The sequence below is a fragment of the Streptomyces sp. NPDC005303 genome, assembly GCF_040607335.1.
GTDB lineage: Bacteria > Actinomycetota > Actinomycetes > Streptomycetales > Streptomycetaceae > Streptomyces.
In genome coordinates, this window is the sequence record NZ_JBEXGM010000026.1 from 42,815 (window position 1) to 59,850 (window position 17,036).

The window sequence follows — 17,036 nt, forward strand, 5'->3', positions numbered from 1 at the left end:
CGCTCACCCCGGTGAGGGTTGTACGCCACCGTCCATCTTCTCTCAGGCAGCACAACTGACCGTGCGTCGAACGCGCTCATGCCTACCCGCTCTTCCCCTGTGTCCGATGGCCGAGGCGTCCCCACGCCTCGCATGCATCCCCGCACCCCCTGAAAGGGCGTTCGCAAAGACGCTCCCCGCCCTTCGCGCGGTTGCGGAGAGCGGGGAGGAAAATCTTCGGACGCCCGGGCGCCGGGATCAAGTGGTACGGACCATTAGTCGCACCACATGTCGCCCACAGATCTTACAAAGCGTTCAGGTCACGGCCAGGACTTTTCCCGTAGGCACAACTGCGTACGACAGATCGGCCACGGGACGGGCGTCACACGAACTCGGCCGCCACGAGCTCCGCGATCTGCGCGGTGTTGAGCGCGGCACCCTTGCGCAGGTTGTCCCCGCACACGAAGAGTTCCAGCGCGGTCGGGTCGTCGAGGGCCCGTCGTACCCGCCCCACCCAGGTGGGATCGGTGCCGACGACGTCGGCGGGAGTGGGGAACTCCCCGGCCGCCGGATCGTCGAAGAGGACGACCCCAGGGGCGGTCGCGATGATCTCGCGCGCCTTGCGGACGGTGACCTCGCCCTCGAAGCGGGCGTGGACGGTGAGGGAGTGCACGGTGACCACCGGGACCCGCACACAGGTCACGGCGACCGGCAGCGTGGGCAGGCCCAGGATCTTGCGGGACTCGTCCCGCACCTTCATCTCCTCCGAGGACCACCCGTCCTCGCGCAGGGAACCGGCCCACGGTACGACGTTCAGCGCGACCGGCTCCGGGAACGGCCCGGTGTTGTCGCCGACGGCCCGCCGCACGTCACCGGGGTGTGTGCCGAGCTCGGTGCCCGCGACCAGGGACAGCTGCTGACGCAGGGTCTCGACGCCGGCCCGGCCGGCGCCGCTCACCGCCTGGTACGAGGACACCACCAGCTCGCGCAGCCCGAACTCGGCGTGCAGCGCGCCCAGGGCCACGATCATGGAGAGGGTCGTGCAGTTGGGGTTGGCGATGATCCCGCGCGGCCGCATCCGCACCGCGTGCGGATTGACCTCGGGCACCACGAGGGGCACGTCCGGGTCCATCCGGAAGGCGCCGGAGTTGTCCACGACGACGGCACCGCGCGCGGCGGCGACCGGCGCCCACTGCGCGGCCACCTCGTCGGGTACGTCGAACATGGCGACGTCGACCCCGTCGAAGGCCTCCTCCGACAGGGCCACGACCTCGACCTGCTCCCCACGCACGGCCAGCTTGCGGCCGGCCGAGCGCGGGGAGGCGATCAGTCGGATCTCGCCCCAGATGTCCGCGTGCTGGGACAGGATCTGGAGCATGACCGTGCCGACGGCCCCGGTCGCCCCCACGACCGCGAGCGTCGGACCAGGCTCTGCCGTCACCTTCCCGCCTGCCTGGCGACGTCTGGCACGCACGCTCGCCGCGTTGCCGGGCCACCCGCGTGGCTCCGCCACGAGGGCGGCCCGGCGCCTTGCGATCGCACGCACCAGGCGCCGCCAGGCCCGCCCTCCGGGCGGACGGCGGGAAGGTGACGGCAGAGCCTCGTCATCGGCCGGTGCCCCCGTAGACGACGGCCTCGTCGCTGTCGGAGTCGAGCCCGAAGGCGCTGTGCACGGCGCGGACCGCCTCGGTCACGTCGTCGGCGCGGGTGACGACCGAGATGCGGATCTCGGAGGTCGAGATCAGCTCGATGTTCACGCCGGCGTCGGACAGCGCGGTGAAGAAGTCGGCCGTGACGCCCGGGTTGGTCTTCATGCCCGCGCCCACGAGCGAGATCTTGCCGATCTGGTCGTCGTAGCGCAGCGAGTCGAAGCCGATGCCGGACTTGTTCTTCTCCAGGGCGTCGATGGCCTTGCGGCCCTCGGCCTTGGGGAGAGTGAAGGAGATGTCCGTCAGGCCGGTGGAGGCGGCGGAGACGTTCTGCACGATCATGTCGATGTTGATCTCGGCGTCCGCGATCGTGCGGAAGATAACCGCGGCCTCACCCGGCTTGTCCGGCACGCCGACGACCGTGATCTTGGCCTCGGAGGTGTCGTGCGCGACACCGGAGATGATGGCCTGCTCCACCTTCTTGTCCCCTTGCTCGATCGGCTCACTGCTGACCCATGTGCCCTGCAGTCCGCTGAAGGACGACCGGACGTGGATCGGGATGTTGTAGCGACGGGCGTACTCCACACAGCGGTGGAGCAGCACCTTCGAGCCGGAGGCGGCGAGCTCCAGCATGTCCTCGAAGGAGATCCAGTCGATCTTCTTCGCCTTCTTCACCACCCGCGGGTCGGCGGTGAACACGCCGTCGACGTCGGTGTAGATCTCGCACACCTCGGCGTCGAGCGCCGCGGCGAGCGCGACGGCCGTGGTGTCGGAGCCACCACGGCCGAGCGTGGTGATGTCCTTCTTGTCCTGGCTGACACCCTGGAAGCCGGCGACGATGGCGATGTTGCCCTCGTCGAGGGCCGTACGGATACGGCCCGGCGTGACGTCGATGATCCGGGCTTTGTTGTGGACCGAGTCGGTGATGACGCCGGCCTGGCTGCCGGTGAACGACTGGGCCTCGTGGCCCAGGTTTTTGATCGCCATGGCCAGCAGCGCCATGGAGATCCGCTCTCCGGCGGTCAGCAGCATGTCGAACTCACGCCCGGCAGGCATGGGAGATACCTGCTCGGCGAGATCGATCAGCTCGTCCGTCGTGTCGCCCATCGCGGAAACGACGACGACGACCTGGTGGCCGTTCTTCTTCGCTTCGACGATTCGCTTGGCGACGCGCTTGATGCCCTCGGCATCGGCTACGGAGGAGCCTCCGTACTTCTGCACGACAAGGCCCACGTGCGCTCCTCGCTCAGTCCGTGTGTGTCGGCTCAGTTTACCGAGCGCCCGAATTCCACCTCCGCGGTATCGCATCGTGAGATTCGGACGCCCAGGTCAGCGCATGCCCAGCCGCGGACCCCGGGAAAAGTGCACCGCGTCACATGGCCCGGTGGGGCCTCTGTGACAACTGTGAATTAAGTTTCAAGGATTAGGGTGCGGCTGTGCGCGTACTCCTGGTGGAAGACGATGAGCCGGTCGCCCAGTCCCTGAGACGAGGCCTTCTCCGGTACGGATTCGAGGTCGAGTGGGTCTCCACCGGCGGGGCCGCGCTGAGCCATGAGGGCCCCTACGACGTCGTCCTCCTCGATCTCGGTCTGCCCGACACCGACGGCCTCGACGTGTGCAGGGCGCTGCGCGAGCGCGGTGACGTGCCGATCATCGTCATCAGCGCGCGCAGTGACGAGACGGACCGGGTGGTCGGCCTGGAGCTCGGCGCCGACGACTACGTGTCCAAGCCGTTCGGGGTCCGGGAGGTCATCGCGCGGATACGGGCCGTGATGCGGCGCGCGCAGCCCCGTACCGGGGCCGCGGCGGGTCCCGACACCTACGGCTCCCGCCTGACCATCGACCGCAAGGCCGCCCGGGTCCGCCTCGGCGGCGAGGAGGTGCCCCTCACGCCCAAGGAGTACGACCTGCTGGCCTTCCTCACCGAGGAGCCGGGCGCGCTGATGTCGCGCGAGCAGATCATGGAGGCGGTCTGGGACGCGAACTGGTTCGGGCCGACCAAGACGCTGGACGTGCATGTGGCGGCGCTGCGGCGCAAGCTCGCCGGGGCGGTCGTGATCGAGGCGGTCCGGGGCGTGGGCTTCCGGCTGGAGATCGCCGAGGACGCCGGGGCCTCATGAACCGGCAGCTCATCCGGAGTTACATCCTGCTGGTGGCGGTGGCCATCTTCCTGTTCACCGTCCCGGTCGCCTTCACGCTGACCAAGCAGTTGCGGGACGACACCAGACAGTCGGTCCTGCGCGAGGCGAACACCATGGCGCTGCTGCTGAGCAACGGCACCAGCACCTCGTGCGAGGCCCTGACCGAGGTGGCCACGGCGTACGGCGACGTCCAGGCGACCCCCACCGCGCACTGTGACCCGAAGCTGCCGGTCCCCGTCGCGGACGCGGCGCTCGAGCGGGCCGTGGAGAAGAACGAGTCGACCACCGACTGGGGCTCCGACTTCGTCTGGGGCAGGCATCTGACGGTCACCGTCCCCGCGAAGGACGACGCGGCCGTACGGATCGTCTACTCCACCTCGGACATGACCAGACGGCTCTGGCAGATCTGGGGGTTCCGGGCCGGACTCGCCGTGCTGGTCCTCGCCGCGGCCGCCGCCATCGGCGCGTTCGCCGCCCGCCGGATCACCGCCCCCCTGCGCGAACTCAACTCCATGGCCAGCAAGTTCAGCGACGGCGACCTGACCGCGCGCTCCCCGGTGACGGGCCCGCCGGAGACGCAGACGCTCGCGCGCACCCTGAACCAGGGCGCGGAACGGCTGGACACGCTGGTGGCCTCGCAGCGCATCTTCGTGGCGGACGCCTCGCACCAGCTCCGCACCCCGCTGACGGCGTTGCGCCTGTCCCTGGACAACATCGCGGACGGGGTGGACGACGAGTTCGTACGGGAGGACGTGGAGCAGGCGACGGCGGAAGTGGTCCGCATGAGCCGCCTGGTCAACGGCCTTCTCGTCCTCGCCCGAGCAGAGGCGAAGGTGACCGCCGCGGAGCCGCTGCCGCTCAGGGAGATCGTGGACGAACGGCTGACGGTGTGGAGGCCGGCCGCCGACGAGCGCGGAGTCACCATCGCGCTCAGGGGGAGTGTTGTCGACGACCGGCCGTCTGTGCTGGCCAGCCCCGGCCACCTGGACCAGGTGCTGGACAACGTGCTCTCGAACGCCCTGGAGGTCTCGCCGGACGGCGGGCGGATCACCGTCGAGGTCGAGTCCCGGGCGGACACGGTGGTGCTGTCCGTCCTCGACGAGGGACCCGGCATGCCCGATGCCGACAAGTCCCGCGCCTTCGACCGCTTCTGGCGCGGTCAGGGCCTCACCGGCCGCTCCGGATCCGGTCTCGGCCTCGCCGTCGTCAAGCAGTTGGTGACCGACGACGGCGGAACCGTGACCCTGGGGGACGCGCCGGGAGGCGGGCTGAAGGTGGAGATCAGCCTTCGGGCATCGCCGAGGAGTGGTGGTTGACGATCTTCCACTTGCCGTTCCGCTTCTCGTACTCGTACGTGTAGCGGGCCTCGACGACGCGCTTGGCGCCGCTCTTCGGGTCGGTGAGCGTGAACTCGTAGACGCCGGTGTCGATCGCGGAGTCGGTGTCGAGGACGTTGACGATCGTCTGGACCTTCTTGCCGACCGGCTTGTTCTGCAGGAAGTGCTCGAAGTAGTCGACGATGCCGGCGCGGTCGGTGCGGACCTTGTTGGAGACGGTGGGCAGGAGGACCGCGTTCTTGGCGTACAGGTCCGCGACCGTGTCGGCGTCACCGGTCTGCAGGGCGGCGTTCCAGGTGTCGAAGAGGTGGGCGATCTGCTTCTTGGAGGGCTTCTTCGCGTGCTCCGGTCCGGCGGTGGCCGCGACCGTGCCAAGGGTGCCGACGGCCACGAGCGCGGTGGCGGTGACGATGGCTGCGCGCTTGGTTATGGAACGACGGGTCATCGCTGTCTCCAGTGCGGTGAGAGGTGGTGCTGTGAAGTGACTCCAGCCTCTCTTCGCACTGGTTAGGGCCCGTGCAGCCGAGATACAGGGCACGGCCAGCAGATGCCCAATTCACGCTGTGTGACGGCTCGTTCGCGGGACGGCCACGCGGGGGCCCGCCCCCGGACCCGGCGGTGTGGTCGGCCTGGCGGGCCCACGTCGTCACGAACGCCGTACCCGCGCGGCCCGCGGCCCCCTGATCCGGGCGCCCAGCGCACGGGCGTACTCGCGCATGGTCCGCAGGTCGTGGATCTCGCCGCCCTCTATCTGAGTGACCCATGCCGGGAAGAAGTCGGCCGCCACGGCCACCTGTCCCCGCGTCAGGCCCTGTTCCTCGCGGACCTCGCGCAACCGGCGGCCGAGGGCGTACGCGTGCGGGGCGGACAGCGGTCCCCGGATGCCGACGCGGATCACACCCGGCCCCCGAACAACGCCACCAGCCCGTGGTCCAGTTCAGCCCCCACCGTCTCCTCGCCCGCGGCGACGACCGTGTACGTGCGGGCCAGGAAGCGGGTCAGGTCCGCGGTGGGGAACCTGAGGACGGCGACGCCGTGCGGCGCGCGGAACTCGACGTACGTGTGGGTCGAACCGGCCGGGCGGACCCGGATGTTGCCGATCCCGGCCGGTGCTCGCAGCCCCTCGCCCAGCAGCACGCGGGCGAACGTCCACGTCGTGGCCTCGCCGTCGACCGTGACATGGGGCGGGAAGTCGATGTGCACGGCCAGCGGGTCGGCGGAGGTGTAGCGCAGGGTCGCGGGGATCGCGAGCTGCTGGTCCGCGGCCGTGATCAGGCCGGCGCCTGTCGGCTGCTGGAGGGTGACGTGCATGCGGGGCTCCAAGTCGGCGAGGGGCACGGGCGGCCGGGTGTGGCCGTTGTGCAGTCAGACCACCCCAGGTGCCCGCGCATTACGCCGTTCCAGAAGTCTTCTTGTATGACCCGCGTCACACAGCCCGCTACTGCGGGGATCGCAGGCCCAGCGGAGCCGCGATCTCCTCCACCATCACCTTGCCCGCCTCGAACTCCAGCGTCTCGTCGCCGATCTCCTGGTCGGTGTCGAGGCCGTCCAGCTCCTCCAGCGGCTGGTTCAGGCGCACGTGCGCCACCACCGACTGCAGGGCCCGCAGGGTCGCGGAGGCCGTGGAGCCCCAGTTGGAGAAGTAGGAGAACTGCCACCACCACAGGGCCTCCGAGGTGCGGCCCGCGCGGTAGTGGGCCATGCCGTGGCGCAGGTCGGTGATGACGTCGGTCAGGTCGTCGGAGATCCGGGCCGGGACCGGGGCCTTGCGGGGCTCGTAGGGGTCGAAGACCTCGGAGTAGACGTCGATCGGTTCCAGCAGCCGGGCCAGGTTCTCGCGCAGTTCGTCCACGTCGGCGTCCGGGCCCGTGTCGGGCTCGTAGCGCTCGTCGGGGACGATGTCCTCGTGGGCGCCCAGGCGGCCGCCGGCCAGCATGAGCTGGGAGACCTCCAGAAGGAGGAAGGGGACGGCCGAGTCGGGTTCGTCGCCCTTCGCCACCTCCATGACGGCCACCAGGAAGCTCTCGACCTGGTCGGCGATCTGGACCGCGAAGTCGTCGGGGTCCTGGGCAGCGTGCAGTGTGGCGTCAGACATCTAGGAGTCGTCTCCCCTCGAAGGCGCGGCCGAGGGTCACCTCGTCCGCGTATTCCAGGTCGCCACCCACCGGGAGGCCGCTGGCCAGGCGGGTGACCTTGAGGCCCATGGGCTTGATCATGCGGGCGAGGTACGTCGCTGTGGCCTCGCCCTCCAGGTTCGGGTCGGTGGCCAGGATCAGCTCCGTGACCGTCCCGTCGGCCAGCCGGGCCAACAGCTCTCGTATGCGCAGATCATCGGGTCCTACACCCTCGATGGGGCTGATCGCGCCGCCCAGGACGTGGTACTTGCCCCGGAACTCCCGGGTGCGCTCGATCGCGACCACGTCCTTCGGCTCCTCCACCACGCAGATGACGGAGAGGTCGCGGCGGGGATCGCGGCAGATGTTGCACAGCTCTTCCTGTGCGACATTGCCGCAGGTCGCGCAGAAGCGGACCTTGGCCTTGACCTCCACCAGGCACTGCGCGAGCCGACGGACGTCCGTCGGCTCCGCCTGGAGGATGTGGAAGGCGATCCGCTGGGCGCTCTTGGGACCGACGCCGGGCAGCCGCCCCAGTTCGTCGATGAGGTCCTGGACCACGCCTTCGTACAACGGACTGCCGTCCTTCCTGGGGTTCCTTGCGATACGTACGCTAGTTGGCCGACACCCGACTCCGGAAGACGGGCTCCCTAGAAGGGCAGACCGGGGATGCCGCTGCCGCCGCCGAGCCCCTGGGCGAGCGGGCCGAGCTTCTGCTGCTGGAGGGTCTGGGCGTTCTCGTTCGCCGCCTGTACGGCCGCCACGATCAGATCGGCGAGGGTCTCGGTGTCTTCCGGGTCCACGGCCTTCGGGTCGATCTTCAGCGCGCGCAGTTCTCCGGCGCCGGTGACAGTGGCCTTCACCAGACCGCCGCCCGCCTGGCCGTCGACCTCGGTCCTGGCGAGTTCCTCCTGCGCGTTCGCCAGGTCCTGCTGCATCTTCTGGGCCTGCTGGAGCAGCTGCTGCATATTGGGCTGGCCACCACCGGGGATCACGATCAGCTCCTGTGTCGATACGGCTGTGCGGGCGAGGTTTTTCCTCTCTGGCACGAGCCTACGTGGTCGGGACGGGCGTCGCCCCAGCACTCTTTCGAGTGAGTTGACGTGGAGTCCTATACCTGATCAAGACCCTCTTCCGAGCGGAAAAGCGACCAAAGCACCCCCTTCGCCACCCATTGGGCGGTAGGAAGGATCCCCGCACATCAGCATCAGGCGTCACGCAGGGTGACCGATCAGTAGGGAGCGCCGGGTGGGTCAGCCGGAGATGCAGCCCGAGGGCCCGCCTCAGGACGGACGGGCCGATCTGGCCGGGCGGCCGTTCCCGCTCGGTGACTGGGGTGAGCCCGCCGTACGGCTGGACGAGCTGTACCGGTGGGTGGAGCACGGGGCACTGGAGGCGGCGTCCTGGTATCTCGCGGACCGGGTGGGGAAACGGCGCTGTGCGCGGGCTCTGAGGAGCGGCGCCGCGGCGGGGGCGGTGACCGGGTCCGTGCTGCCGCTGCTGGGGCTGACGGGAGTGGTGGGGGCCGGGATCGCGCCCTGGGGCTATCTCGCCCTCCTCCTCGCGGTGGCCTGCGTGGCCGTCGACCGCTTCTTCGGTGTGACCTCCGGCTGGATAAGGGACGTGGCCACCGCGCAGGCCGTGCAGCGCCGCCTCCAGGCCCTCCAGTTCGACTGGGCCTCGGAGAGCGTCCGTGAGGTGCTCGGCCCCACGGAGGGCACGGCCGCCGAGGCCACCGAACGCTGCCTGGGCGTCCTGCGCCGCTTCTCCGAGGACGTGACGGAGCTGATCCGGGTGGAGACGGCCGACTGGATCGTGGAGTTCCGCAACGGGTCCGCGCCGATGGGCATCCAGGGAGCGGTGACGTCCGGCGGACGCCAGGACTCCGGGAGCGCTCAGGGACGCCTCCCGCTGCCCCCGGGGCCTCCGGCCCGCCCCAACATGCCCCGGCAGCGACCGCCGGAGCCCCGGTGAGCCGCCTCGGGGCGACCCTCGCGGGGAACCGTCAGTCGCACGGCCCCGCCCCGCGTCCGCACGGCAGATGCCCCTGCTCCCGGATCACGTCCTGGCTCGTGCCCTCGTCGAGGTAGGCGAGGAAACCGGCGGCCAGCGAGCCGGGGGCCGGGGAACGGTAGGTGTAGGCGTACTCGACACCGCGGTAGGGGTACCGGTCCAAATGGTCGACGGAGGCCGCCACACCGTCCAGCGGCACCCGGCGCACGCCCTGGTGGCCGGTGGCCAGGGTGAGTTCGCTGTAGCCGAGGGCGCCGGGCTGGGCGGCGACCTTGTCCAGCACGGCCTCCGTGGAGGCGAGTTCGCAGCGGGTGACGGGCGCGCGGGCGGCCGCGGCCACCGCCTTGTCCGTCAGCGGGTCGCAGTCCAGTGAGGTCGTGGGGGTCATCTCCCAGGCGCCCGCCAGCACCCGCTCCTGGAAGATCTGCCGGGTGCCCGAGTAGGCGTCCCGGCTGACCAGCACCACCGGCAGGCCGGGCAGGCGCGGGAGTCCGGCGGGGCGGGATTCGTTCAGGTCGCTCCACCGCCGCACCTCGCCCCGGTACAGGCGCTCCACCTCGGCCCGGGTCAGGCCGCGCGCACCGAGGTCGATGCCGTCGTTGACGACGAGCGAGAAGACCGACAGGGCGATCTTCTCGCCGTGCAGGCCCAGCCGGTCGCCCATCGGGCCGTCGGAGAACGCGATCACGGACCGGGCCTCCTTCGCCGAACGGGCACCGGTGGCGGCGAGCCCGGCCACCCCGGCCTCGCTGCCACGCGCCTCCACCGTGATGTCGGCGCCCGCGCAGTCCTTCTCGTACTCCTTCGCGAGCGTCTCGATCACCGGGGCGAAGGCGGTGGAGCCGGTCACGGTGAGGCTGCCCGTCTCGCAGCCGAGCGGGGGCGGGGTGTCGTCGCGGGCGACCACGATCGTGGCGAGGACCAGGACGGAGACGGTGAGCAGCCCGGTGAAGATCCGTGCCGCCGGGCTGAAGACGGGCGGGATCTCGTCCGGGGTGGCGCTGCGGTTGGGGTGCACCTCGCCGTCCCGGATGCCGCCGATCATCCGGATCGGACGTCCCACGTCACCGCCGGACAGCAGCACGAGGAGCTTGTAGTGCTCGCCGCGGTTGAGCGGGACGCGGGGGATGCGCAGCCGGTTGCCGTCGTAGCCGAAGCCCCGTTCCGGGGTGAAGTGGTCCATGAGGTGGTCGGTGTCGATCGGCTGGGTGACCGAGACCCCGCGGACGGTGCGGTCGCTGAACACCGCGGTCAGACCGTGCCGTTCGGGGCCCGTGTAGTCGTCGCGGTCGATGCCCTGCGAGCCGTCGTTCTCGATGCGCAGGAGGACCAGGGTGGCGTCCGACATGTCGGGGGCCTCGTCGAAGAGGCCGAGTCTGACGTTGGCCCGGCCCAGCCGGACGTCGTCGCCGATCGGGTTGTCCATCTGCACCCGGTACCCGATCCGCTTCCTGCGCGGGACCCGGCGCTCGAACCAGACCATGACCCCGGACGCGACGATGCCGAGGACGGCGGTCCCCACCGCCACGAAGTTCTCCGCGCTCAACCACTCCACTGTGGGTGCCCCCGCAACTCCCGCAGTTCGCTCGTCAGACCACCGTACGGCTGTACGAGCGGCCCTCGCGGGACGGTGGGGCGAAGTTCGCGTGACATTCAACCGCCGTACGCGGAAGGGGTTTCAGGGCGAGGCCGAAGGGGCCGGAGGCGCCGCGCCGGGGCCCTCCTCGTCCAGGACGGCGTAGACCGTACCGCCGGCGCCCAACGCCACCACGAGCGCGATCGCGAGGAGTGCCAGCGTGACGGCACGGCTGCGGTCCCCCGTCTCCGGATCGGTCTCCCACCGGTACGGCGTCATATAGGTACCGGGCGAGAGGTACTCGCGGGCGTGGCCCCTCCCCTCCCCCTCCGCCGGGTCGGCACAGCCGTGTTCCTCCATCGCAGGCCCTCCCCCGAGACCGCGCGCCCGCACACCTGCGCGACAGAAGACCAGTGTCTACGCCGGTCGGCCGCCCGTCGAGATCTGGTCGAGCACCTTGGACAGCCGCTCCAGCACCCCTAGGGCTTCGGCGAGTTCGGCCTCCCCGAAGGCCTCGGCGAGCCGGTCGGCGAACGCCGCGTGCCCCGGGTCGATCCGCCGCACGGCGGCCAGCCCCTCCTCTCGGCGCGAGGAGCTTGGCGCGCCGGTGGGCGGGGTTGGGCCGGTTTGTCGCGTGATGCCGATCTCCCGGGCGATACCCGCGACCGGAATCCCGGCGTCGAGGAACTCCCGTGGCTTGCGGGCGAAGGGGGCGAGGTCGCCGGAGGTGTCCCAGAGGTCGGCGCCCGGGAGGATCAGCAGGGAGCTATCGGAGGGCCGGGCCGTACGTCGTCCAGGGCGCACGCGGGCTGCACCCGCAGGCCCCCGATGGAGGTCACCGGCTCGCGGTCAGGGCCGACCGTGCGGATCTCGTCGGCCCTGGACAAGCCCTGGACAACCTGTCGCGGAAAGCCCGCGTCCACAGACAGGACGCCGATACCGCTTCCGCATCGCGGACATTTACGCTCACTCGTATGACCCCTCAGCCACACCCCGAGGTCGGCGCCGCCGTGAAGGCCGCGGACCGTGCTCATGTGTTCCACTCCTGGTCCGCGCAGGAGCTCATCGACCCGCTGGCCGTCGCCGGTGCGGAGGGCTCGTACTTCTGGGACTACGACGGAAACCGCTATCTCGACTTCACCAGCGGGCTCGTCTACACCAACATCGGGTACCAGCACCCGAAGGTCGTCGCCGCGATACAGGAGCAGGCGGCGAAGATGACGACCTTCGCGCCCGCCTTCGCCATCGAGGCCCGGTCGGAGGCGGCCCGGCTGATCGCCGAGCGGACGCCCGGGGACCTGGACAAGATCTTCTTCACCAACGCCGGCGCGGACGCGGTGGAGCACGCCGTGCGCATGGCCCGGCTGCACACCGGCCGGACCAAGGTGCTCTCCGCCTACCGCTCGTACCACGGCGGTACGCAGCAGGCCGTCAACCTCACCGGTGACCCGAGGCGCTGGGCCTCCGACAGCGCCTCCGCCGGTGTCGTGCACTTCTGGGCGCCCTTCCTGTACCGGTCCCGCTTCTACGCCGAGACCGAGGAGCAGGAGACCGCGCGGGCGCTGGAGCACCTGGAGACGACCATCGCCTTCGAGGGTCCTGCCACGGTCGCCGCGATCGTCCTGGAGACCATCCCCGGCACCGCGGGGATCATGGTCCCGCCGCCCGGCTACCTCGCCGGTGTCCGCGAGATCTGCGACAAGTACGGGATCGTCTTCGTCCTGGACGAGGTCATGGCCGGGTTCGGGCGCACCGGTGAGTGGTTCGCCGCCGACCTGTTCGACGTCACCCCCGACCTGATGACCTTCGCCAAGGGCGTCAACAGCGGATACGTGCCGCTGGGCGGTGTCGCCATCTCGCGGAAGATCGCCGACACCTTCGGCAAGCGGCCCTACCCCGGCGGCCTCACCTACTCGGGGCACCCGCTCGCCTGCGCCGCCGCCGTCGCGACCATCAACGTCATGGCGGAGGAAGGGGTCGTCGACAACGCCAGGCACCTCGGTACGGCCGTCCTGGAGCCGGCGCTCAGGGAACTCGCCGAGCGGCATCCGAGCGTCGGCGAGGTGCGCGGTGTCGGCATGTTCTGGGCTCTCGAGCTCGTGAAGAACAAGGAGACCCGCGAGCCGCTGGTGCCCTACAACGCGGCGGGTGAGGCGAACGCCCCGATGGCCGCGTTCGCGGCCGCCGCGAAGAAGCAGGGCATCTGGCCGTTCGTCAACATGAACCGGACGCATGTGGTGCCGCCGTGCAACGTCAGCGAGGCCGAACTCAAGGAGGGCCTCGCGGCGCTGGACACGGCGCTCTCCGTGGCGGACGAGCACACGGAGTAAACATCCCGGGCTTTCGAACGCGTAAGGTGGCGTGCTCGTAGACATATGTACGAGCACGCCATCTGCACACGCGCGAGGGAGGCGCCCCGACCATGCCCGGCAGCAGCGGCAACGGTGCCGTCACCCGCAGTACGCTGCGGCAGCAGCTCGCGGACGCGCTGCGGGACGAGGTCCTCGCCGGGCGGCTCCAGCCGGGGCAGGAGTTCACCGTCAAGGAGATCGCCGAGCAGTACGGCGTCTCCGCCACCCCGGTCCGTGAGGCCCTCGTGGACCTGTCCGCACAGGGGCTGCTGGAGGCCGACCAGCACCGCGGCTTCCATGTACACGAGTACTCCCTCGACGACTTCCGGGGCATGATCGAGGCCCGCAGCCTGGTCACGGACGGCATGTTCCAGGCGCTCGACGCCGGTCACCGCATCCTCCAGGAGCTGGACGAACCCCGTACCGCCGCGGCCGTGGCGGGCGTACGGCGGCGCGGCGAGGAGGCCCAGCGGGCCGCCGCCGCGGGCGACCTGACCGTACTGATCGGCTACGACCTGCGCTTCTGGCGCGAGCTGAGCGTCCTGTTCGGCAACCCCTACCTCGCCGACTTCCTGCACCGGCTGCGCGTGCAGACCTGGGTGTGCACGGTCCAGCACCTGCGCCGGCTCACCGATCTGCGCGGCAGGCTGTGGTCCGCGCACCCCGAGGTCGCCGACGCCCTGTACCGGCGGGACACCGCGACCGCCCGCGATCTCCTCACCGCCTACAACGGCCACTATCTGACCCTCTTCGAGGGCCTCACCGCCGACTGACCGCCCCCGGCACGGGTAAGGGACCACCACGACCCGTACAAGGGGCCCCGCCCCGGGGCCGCAGCGACTACCCTTCCCTGACCACCGTGTGACGATATCCGCGCACCGCGAGTATCCGAGGAGCTGTCTTTTGGCCTGTGACCTGTGGCTGGTGCCGCTTGTCGACGTGTTGTGCCACACCCCGGACAACCCGTTCGCCGAGGAACTCGCGCAATACAACAAGGTGCTCGCCGAGGCCGGGTTGCCGCCGGTGCCGGTGTACCAGTACATGCCGGGCCTGTCCGGCGAGGTCGCCCCGGTGGCCGGTTTCGACTACGACGCCCTGCACTTCCTGCGCCGCGCCTATCTGCTCCAGGTCTGCGGGCTCCCGGTCACCCCGGTCGACGAACTCGGCGGCGACTACGAGCAGTTGCTGGAGATGTTCGAGACGACGGCCCAGCAGTCCCATCTGGTCTGGCACTACGACCACGCGGGCGCGTACGTCCCCGTCGACTTCCCGCACCCCCTGGCCAACGACGAACTCCTGGCGGGTGGCGGCCCGTTGGGCTCCTCGCAGGCCCTGCTGCGGGAGCTGGAGTTCGTGGCCCCGGTGATCGGCATCGATCCGGCCAACCCCCCGGCGCCCCCCGAGCCGCCACGCGCCCCCACGGAGCTGGAGGAGCCGGCCGTCCCCGCGCCGTACGATCCCAGTCCCTTCGCCCGCGAGCGCCATGTCTGGCTGGGGCTGCACGCGGCGGCGACCCGGAGCCTCGCCCAGGGCTCGATGATCATCTTCAGCTGACGGCGGGCCGGATCAGCGCGGCGCCGGGCTCAGCACCGGGTCCTGCGCCGCGGGCCCGTCGGTCCGGTCCCACCGGTAGATCAGGACGCCCACGAGGACCACGACCGCCACGACACCGACCGGCGCGGTCCACCACGGCAGACCGAGCCACACCACCGGCAGCCCCACGCCGAAGCAGGCACTCACCATGGTGACGACCAGGCGTTTGCCGTACGGGCGCCAGACGGCGAACTCCTGGCCGCGCGGCCAGGCCAGCCGTATCAGGCCGAACGCGAACGCGAGGACGGCCAGCAGGCCCGCGAGTGTGCCGAGGGCGGCCACCATCTGGACTTCATCACGGGGTTCGTCGGCGGTCCTCTGCCGAACGTCTCCCTGGGCGAGCGCCATGACCTGGCCACGCCAGACGGTGCCGGTGACCCGGTCTCCGGGCCGCAGTTCGCTCAGCAGCGGGCCCGAGTCGCCGAAGCGCACGGTGCCGTCCCAGAACGGCGTGCCGGACAGGGTGGCACTGCGCTCGCCCTTTCCGCCGGCGTCCTTCACGCTCTCGACGGTGAACACGACCGGGCGCAGGCAGTCCTCCCACGCCCGCTCCGCCGTGCGCCCGAGGCAGGGCCTGGCGGATTCGTAATCCCGGTACCGCCCGATGTCCGAGGACAGCCAGGTGGTGAACGCGAGGAAGCAGGCCAGCGCCGGGAGGACCGACGCCCCGATCAGCAGGACGCCCACGAACGCTCTCCGGCGCGGCGAACGCCGCCGGTCCGTCTCCTGCCGCGACTTCCCGTCCGTCACCGTCATCGCGCGCCGCCCCCCGCCGGTCGAGTCCCCTTTCCCTCAGTATCCGACACCCCACTGACAACGGGATCGCCCCGGGCTCCCGGTGGTCACCTCAGCTGGGACAGGCCCTTCTGGACGTCCTCGTAGTTCATCACCGGGGTGTAGGAGATCCTTGCCCCCAGGTTCGAGAAGAACGGCTCGCTGATCACCGGCATCAGTGAGCTGTCCTGCATGTCGAAGACCAGATAGGCGGTGCGGTCGCCGTCCTCCGCGGTGAAGTAGGCGGCCTCGGGCCTGATCTGTTCCATCGTCGCCTCGATCAGCTTGGGCAGGGTGCCGTTGCCGATGGCGTCGTTCGCCTTTTCCGTGTTCATGCGCACCTTGAGCAGAACGCGCATCGCACTCACCTTCTTCTGTCGGCCGGACGCGCGTACAAATACAGCGTATGCCCCATACACACCCTTTGTTCTGTCCTACTCCACGGGGAGCAGGACCGCCGCCTCCTCGCGTGCGACGCCCCGAACCGCACGCCCGCGCACCCTGGAGGCAGCCACGAAGGGAGACGGTGATGATCCTGGTGACCGGAGCGACGGGCCATGTGGGAAGCGAGCTGGTACAGCGGCTCGCGCCGGCCGGGGAACCGGTGCGCGCGATGACCCGGCGGCCGGCAGAGGCCCGGCTCCCCGCGGGCGTGGAGGCGGTGTACGGCGACGCGGCGGACCCGGCGAGCCTGGCGTCGGCCTTCGCGGGCGTGGACGGGGTGTTCCTGATGTCGGCGCAGGCGGTGGGCGCGGCCCCGGAGCCCACTCACGACCTCGCGCTCGCCGCGGCGGCGGCCCGCGCCGGTGTGAGCCGGGTCGTGAAGCTGTCCACGCTGGACGGCGGGAGCGGCGACGACCCGATCGCCCACTGGCAGCGCACGGCGGAGGCGGCGGTGACCGACCCGGCCCGCGGTTTCGCCTGGACCCTGCTGCGCCCCGGCCGCTTCATGTCCAACGCCCTTCAGTGGGCGGGGCAGTTGCGGACCGACGACGAGGTGGCGACCCCCTTCGCGGACCGTCCGGCGGCGAGCATCGACCCGGCGGACCTGGCGGAGATCGCGGCACTCGCCCTCATCACCGGCGAACACGCGGGCGCCACCTACGAGTTGAGTGGCCCGCAGTCCCTCACCCCCGCTCAGGAGCTGGCGATCCTCGGCGAGGCCCTGGGCCGCGACCTGCGTGTCCGCCCGGTGCCGACGGCCGCGGCCCGCGCCGGCATGGCCCGGTACGGATTCCCTCCCGAGGTCGTCGACGCCATCATGCGCCGCACCCTGGACGGCGACCGGGGCTCGCAGGTGCTGCCGACGGCCGAGAAGGTGCTGGGGCGCCCGGCACGTTCGTTCGCCCAGTGGGCGAGGGCACATCGCGAGGAGTTCTGAGGTCCGGGCCGGGAGGACGGGCACCGCCGCCGACCAACCGGTGGCCAACTCCCCGCCGACCGCCGGGATTTGTCCCGCTACAGCCCTCCGTCACATGATCGACCGAACGGGTGAATGCCCGCATACGC

Annotated in this window: 19 protein-coding genes and 2 pseudogenes; 7 read left to right on the forward strand and 14 right to left on the reverse strand. The window is 70.6% G+C overall.

Annotated elements, in window-relative coordinates; genetic code table 11:
* Positions 1 to 361: 361 nt before the first annotated feature.
* Positions 362 to 1,420 (reverse strand): aspartate-semialdehyde dehydrogenase, encoded by a 1,059-nt coding sequence (locus tag ABZT93_RS29510; RefSeq protein WP_356110453.1) that lies wholly within the window; start codon positions 1,418 to 1,420, stop codon positions 362 to 364.
* Between the two features lie 163 nt (positions 1,421 to 1,583).
* The gene (locus tag ABZT93_RS29515; RefSeq protein ID WP_355749197.1) at positions 1,584 to 2,861 is read right to left on the reverse strand and encodes an aspartate kinase; all 1,278 of its coding nucleotides are present in this window, start codon (positions 2,859 to 2,861) and stop codon (positions 1,584 to 1,586) included.
* Between the two features lie 203 nt (positions 2,862 to 3,064).
* Between ABZT93_RS29515 and ABZT93_RS29520 the strand changes: the two genes are divergently transcribed.
* Positions 3,065 to 3,748, forward strand: a complete 684-nt coding sequence (locus tag ABZT93_RS29520; protein WP_356110455.1) for a response regulator transcription factor — start codon at positions 3,065 to 3,067, stop codon at positions 3,746 to 3,748.
* Positions 3,745 to 5,085, forward strand: coding sequence for a HAMP domain-containing sensor histidine kinase (locus ABZT93_RS29525; RefSeq protein WP_356110457.1), 1,341 nt, complete (start codon positions 3,745 to 3,747; stop codon positions 5,083 to 5,085). Before ABZT93_RS29520 ends, ABZT93_RS29525 begins: the two co-directional genes overlap by 4 nt.
* Here ABZT93_RS29525 and ABZT93_RS29530 read toward each other — a convergent pair.
* From ABZT93_RS29530 to ABZT93_RS29555, 6 genes are all read right to left on the reverse strand, one after another.
* On the reverse strand, positions 5,051 to 5,551 hold the full coding sequence (locus ABZT93_RS29530; RefSeq protein WP_356110458.1) for an SgcJ/EcaC family oxidoreductase: 501 nt from the start codon (positions 5,549 to 5,551) through the stop codon (positions 5,051 to 5,053). The two genes, ABZT93_RS29525 and ABZT93_RS29530, sit on opposite strands and share 35 nt — an antisense overlap.
* Positions 5,552 to 5,752: 201 nt before the next feature.
* Complete coding sequence (locus ABZT93_RS29535; RefSeq protein WP_356110460.1) at positions 5,753 to 6,004, reverse strand: helix-turn-helix transcriptional regulator; 252 nt, start codon at positions 6,002 to 6,004, stop codon at positions 5,753 to 5,755.
* Positions 6,001 to 6,417: an SsgA family sporulation/cell division regulator gene (locus tag ABZT93_RS29540; RefSeq protein WP_356110461.1), complete on the reverse strand. Its 417-nt coding sequence runs from the start codon at positions 6,415 to 6,417 to the stop codon at positions 6,001 to 6,003. Before ABZT93_RS29540 ends, ABZT93_RS29535 begins: the two co-directional genes overlap by 4 nt.
* 127 nt (positions 6,418 to 6,544) lie before the next feature.
* Positions 6,545 to 7,201, reverse strand: a complete 657-nt coding sequence (locus ABZT93_RS29545; protein WP_356110463.1) for a DUF5063 domain-containing protein — start codon at positions 7,199 to 7,201, stop codon at positions 6,545 to 6,547.
* On the reverse strand, positions 7,194 to 7,793 hold the full coding sequence (gene recR / locus ABZT93_RS29550) for a recombination mediator RecR (RefSeq protein ID WP_356110464.1): 600 nt from the start codon (positions 7,791 to 7,793) through the stop codon (positions 7,194 to 7,196). The genes ABZT93_RS29545 and recR overlap by 8 nt, the downstream gene beginning before the upstream one ends.
* A 77-nt stretch (positions 7,794 to 7,870) precedes the next feature.
* A complete protein-coding gene (locus ABZT93_RS29555) occupies positions 7,871 to 8,215 on the reverse strand; it encodes a YbaB/EbfC family nucleoid-associated protein (protein WP_059209072.1) in 345 nt (114 codons plus the stop codon).
* A gap of 253 nt (positions 8,216 to 8,468) precedes the next feature.
* On the opposite strand from ABZT93_RS29555, the gene ABZT93_RS29560 reads away from it, so the two are divergent.
* Complete coding sequence (locus tag ABZT93_RS29560; protein ID WP_356110468.1) at positions 8,469 to 9,194, forward strand: SLATT domain-containing protein; 726 nt, start codon at positions 8,469 to 8,471, stop codon at positions 9,192 to 9,194.
* Between the two features lie 31 nt (positions 9,195 to 9,225).
* Here ABZT93_RS29560 and ABZT93_RS29565 read toward each other — a convergent pair whose 3' ends face one another.
* From ABZT93_RS29565 to ABZT93_RS29580, 4 genes and pseudogenes are all read right to left on the reverse strand, one after another.
* On the reverse strand, positions 9,226 to 10,788 hold the full coding sequence (locus tag ABZT93_RS29565; protein WP_356110469.1) for a substrate-binding domain-containing protein: 1,563 nt from the start codon (positions 10,786 to 10,788) through the stop codon (positions 9,226 to 9,228).
* Between the two features lie 123 nt (positions 10,789 to 10,911).
* Positions 10,912 to 11,169 carry a hypothetical protein gene (locus ABZT93_RS29570; protein ID WP_356110470.1) on the reverse strand — a complete coding sequence of 86 codons (258 nt, stop codon included), beginning with the start codon at positions 11,167 to 11,169 and terminating at the stop codon, positions 10,912 to 10,914.
* Positions 11,170 to 11,226: 57 nt separating this feature from the next.
* Positions 11,227 to 11,481, reverse strand: a pseudogene (locus ABZT93_RS29575) (MarR family transcriptional regulator); the annotation flags it as partial.
* A pseudogene (locus ABZT93_RS29580) lies at positions 11,464 to 11,738 on the reverse strand (glutamine amidotransferase); the annotation flags it as partial. The pseudogenes ABZT93_RS29580 and ABZT93_RS29575, both read right to left, overlap by 18 nt.
* Before the next feature lie 45 nt (positions 11,739 to 11,783).
* On the opposite strand from ABZT93_RS29580, the gene ABZT93_RS29585 reads away from it, so the two are divergent.
* From ABZT93_RS29585 to ABZT93_RS29595, 3 genes are all read left to right on the forward strand, one after another.
* Positions 11,784 to 13,139: an aspartate aminotransferase family protein gene (locus ABZT93_RS29585; RefSeq protein WP_356110472.1), complete on the forward strand. Its 1,356-nt coding sequence runs from the start codon at positions 11,784 to 11,786 to the stop codon at positions 13,137 to 13,139.
* A 92-nt stretch (positions 13,140 to 13,231) separates the two neighbouring features.
* Positions 13,232 to 13,933: a GntR family transcriptional regulator gene (locus ABZT93_RS29590; RefSeq protein ID WP_356110474.1), complete on the forward strand. Its 702-nt coding sequence runs from the start codon at positions 13,232 to 13,234 to the stop codon at positions 13,931 to 13,933.
* Between the two features lie 130 nt (positions 13,934 to 14,063).
* Complete coding sequence (locus tag ABZT93_RS29595) at positions 14,064 to 14,714, forward strand: hypothetical protein (protein ID WP_053849031.1); 651 nt, start codon at positions 14,064 to 14,066, stop codon at positions 14,712 to 14,714.
* Positions 14,715 to 14,726: 12 nt separating this feature from the next.
* Here ABZT93_RS29595 and ABZT93_RS29600 read toward each other — a convergent pair whose 3' ends face one another.
* Both ABZT93_RS29600 and ABZT93_RS29605 read right to left on the reverse strand, forming a co-directional pair.
* On the reverse strand, positions 14,727 to 15,509 hold the full coding sequence (locus ABZT93_RS29600) for a hypothetical protein (protein ID WP_356110476.1): 783 nt from the start codon (positions 15,507 to 15,509) through the stop codon (positions 14,727 to 14,729).
* An 86-nt stretch (positions 15,510 to 15,595) separates the two neighbouring features.
* Positions 15,596 to 15,886: a hypothetical protein gene (locus ABZT93_RS29605; protein ID WP_356110478.1), complete on the reverse strand. Its 291-nt coding sequence runs from the start codon at positions 15,884 to 15,886 to the stop codon at positions 15,596 to 15,598.
* Between the two features lie 170 nt (positions 15,887 to 16,056).
* Here ABZT93_RS29605 and ABZT93_RS29610 point away from each other — a divergent pair, with 170 nt between their 5' ends.
* A complete protein-coding gene (locus ABZT93_RS29610) occupies positions 16,057 to 16,908 on the forward strand; it encodes an NAD(P)H-binding protein (protein WP_356110480.1) in 852 nt (283 codons plus the stop codon).
* Positions 16,909 to 17,036: the final 128 nt, after the last annotated feature.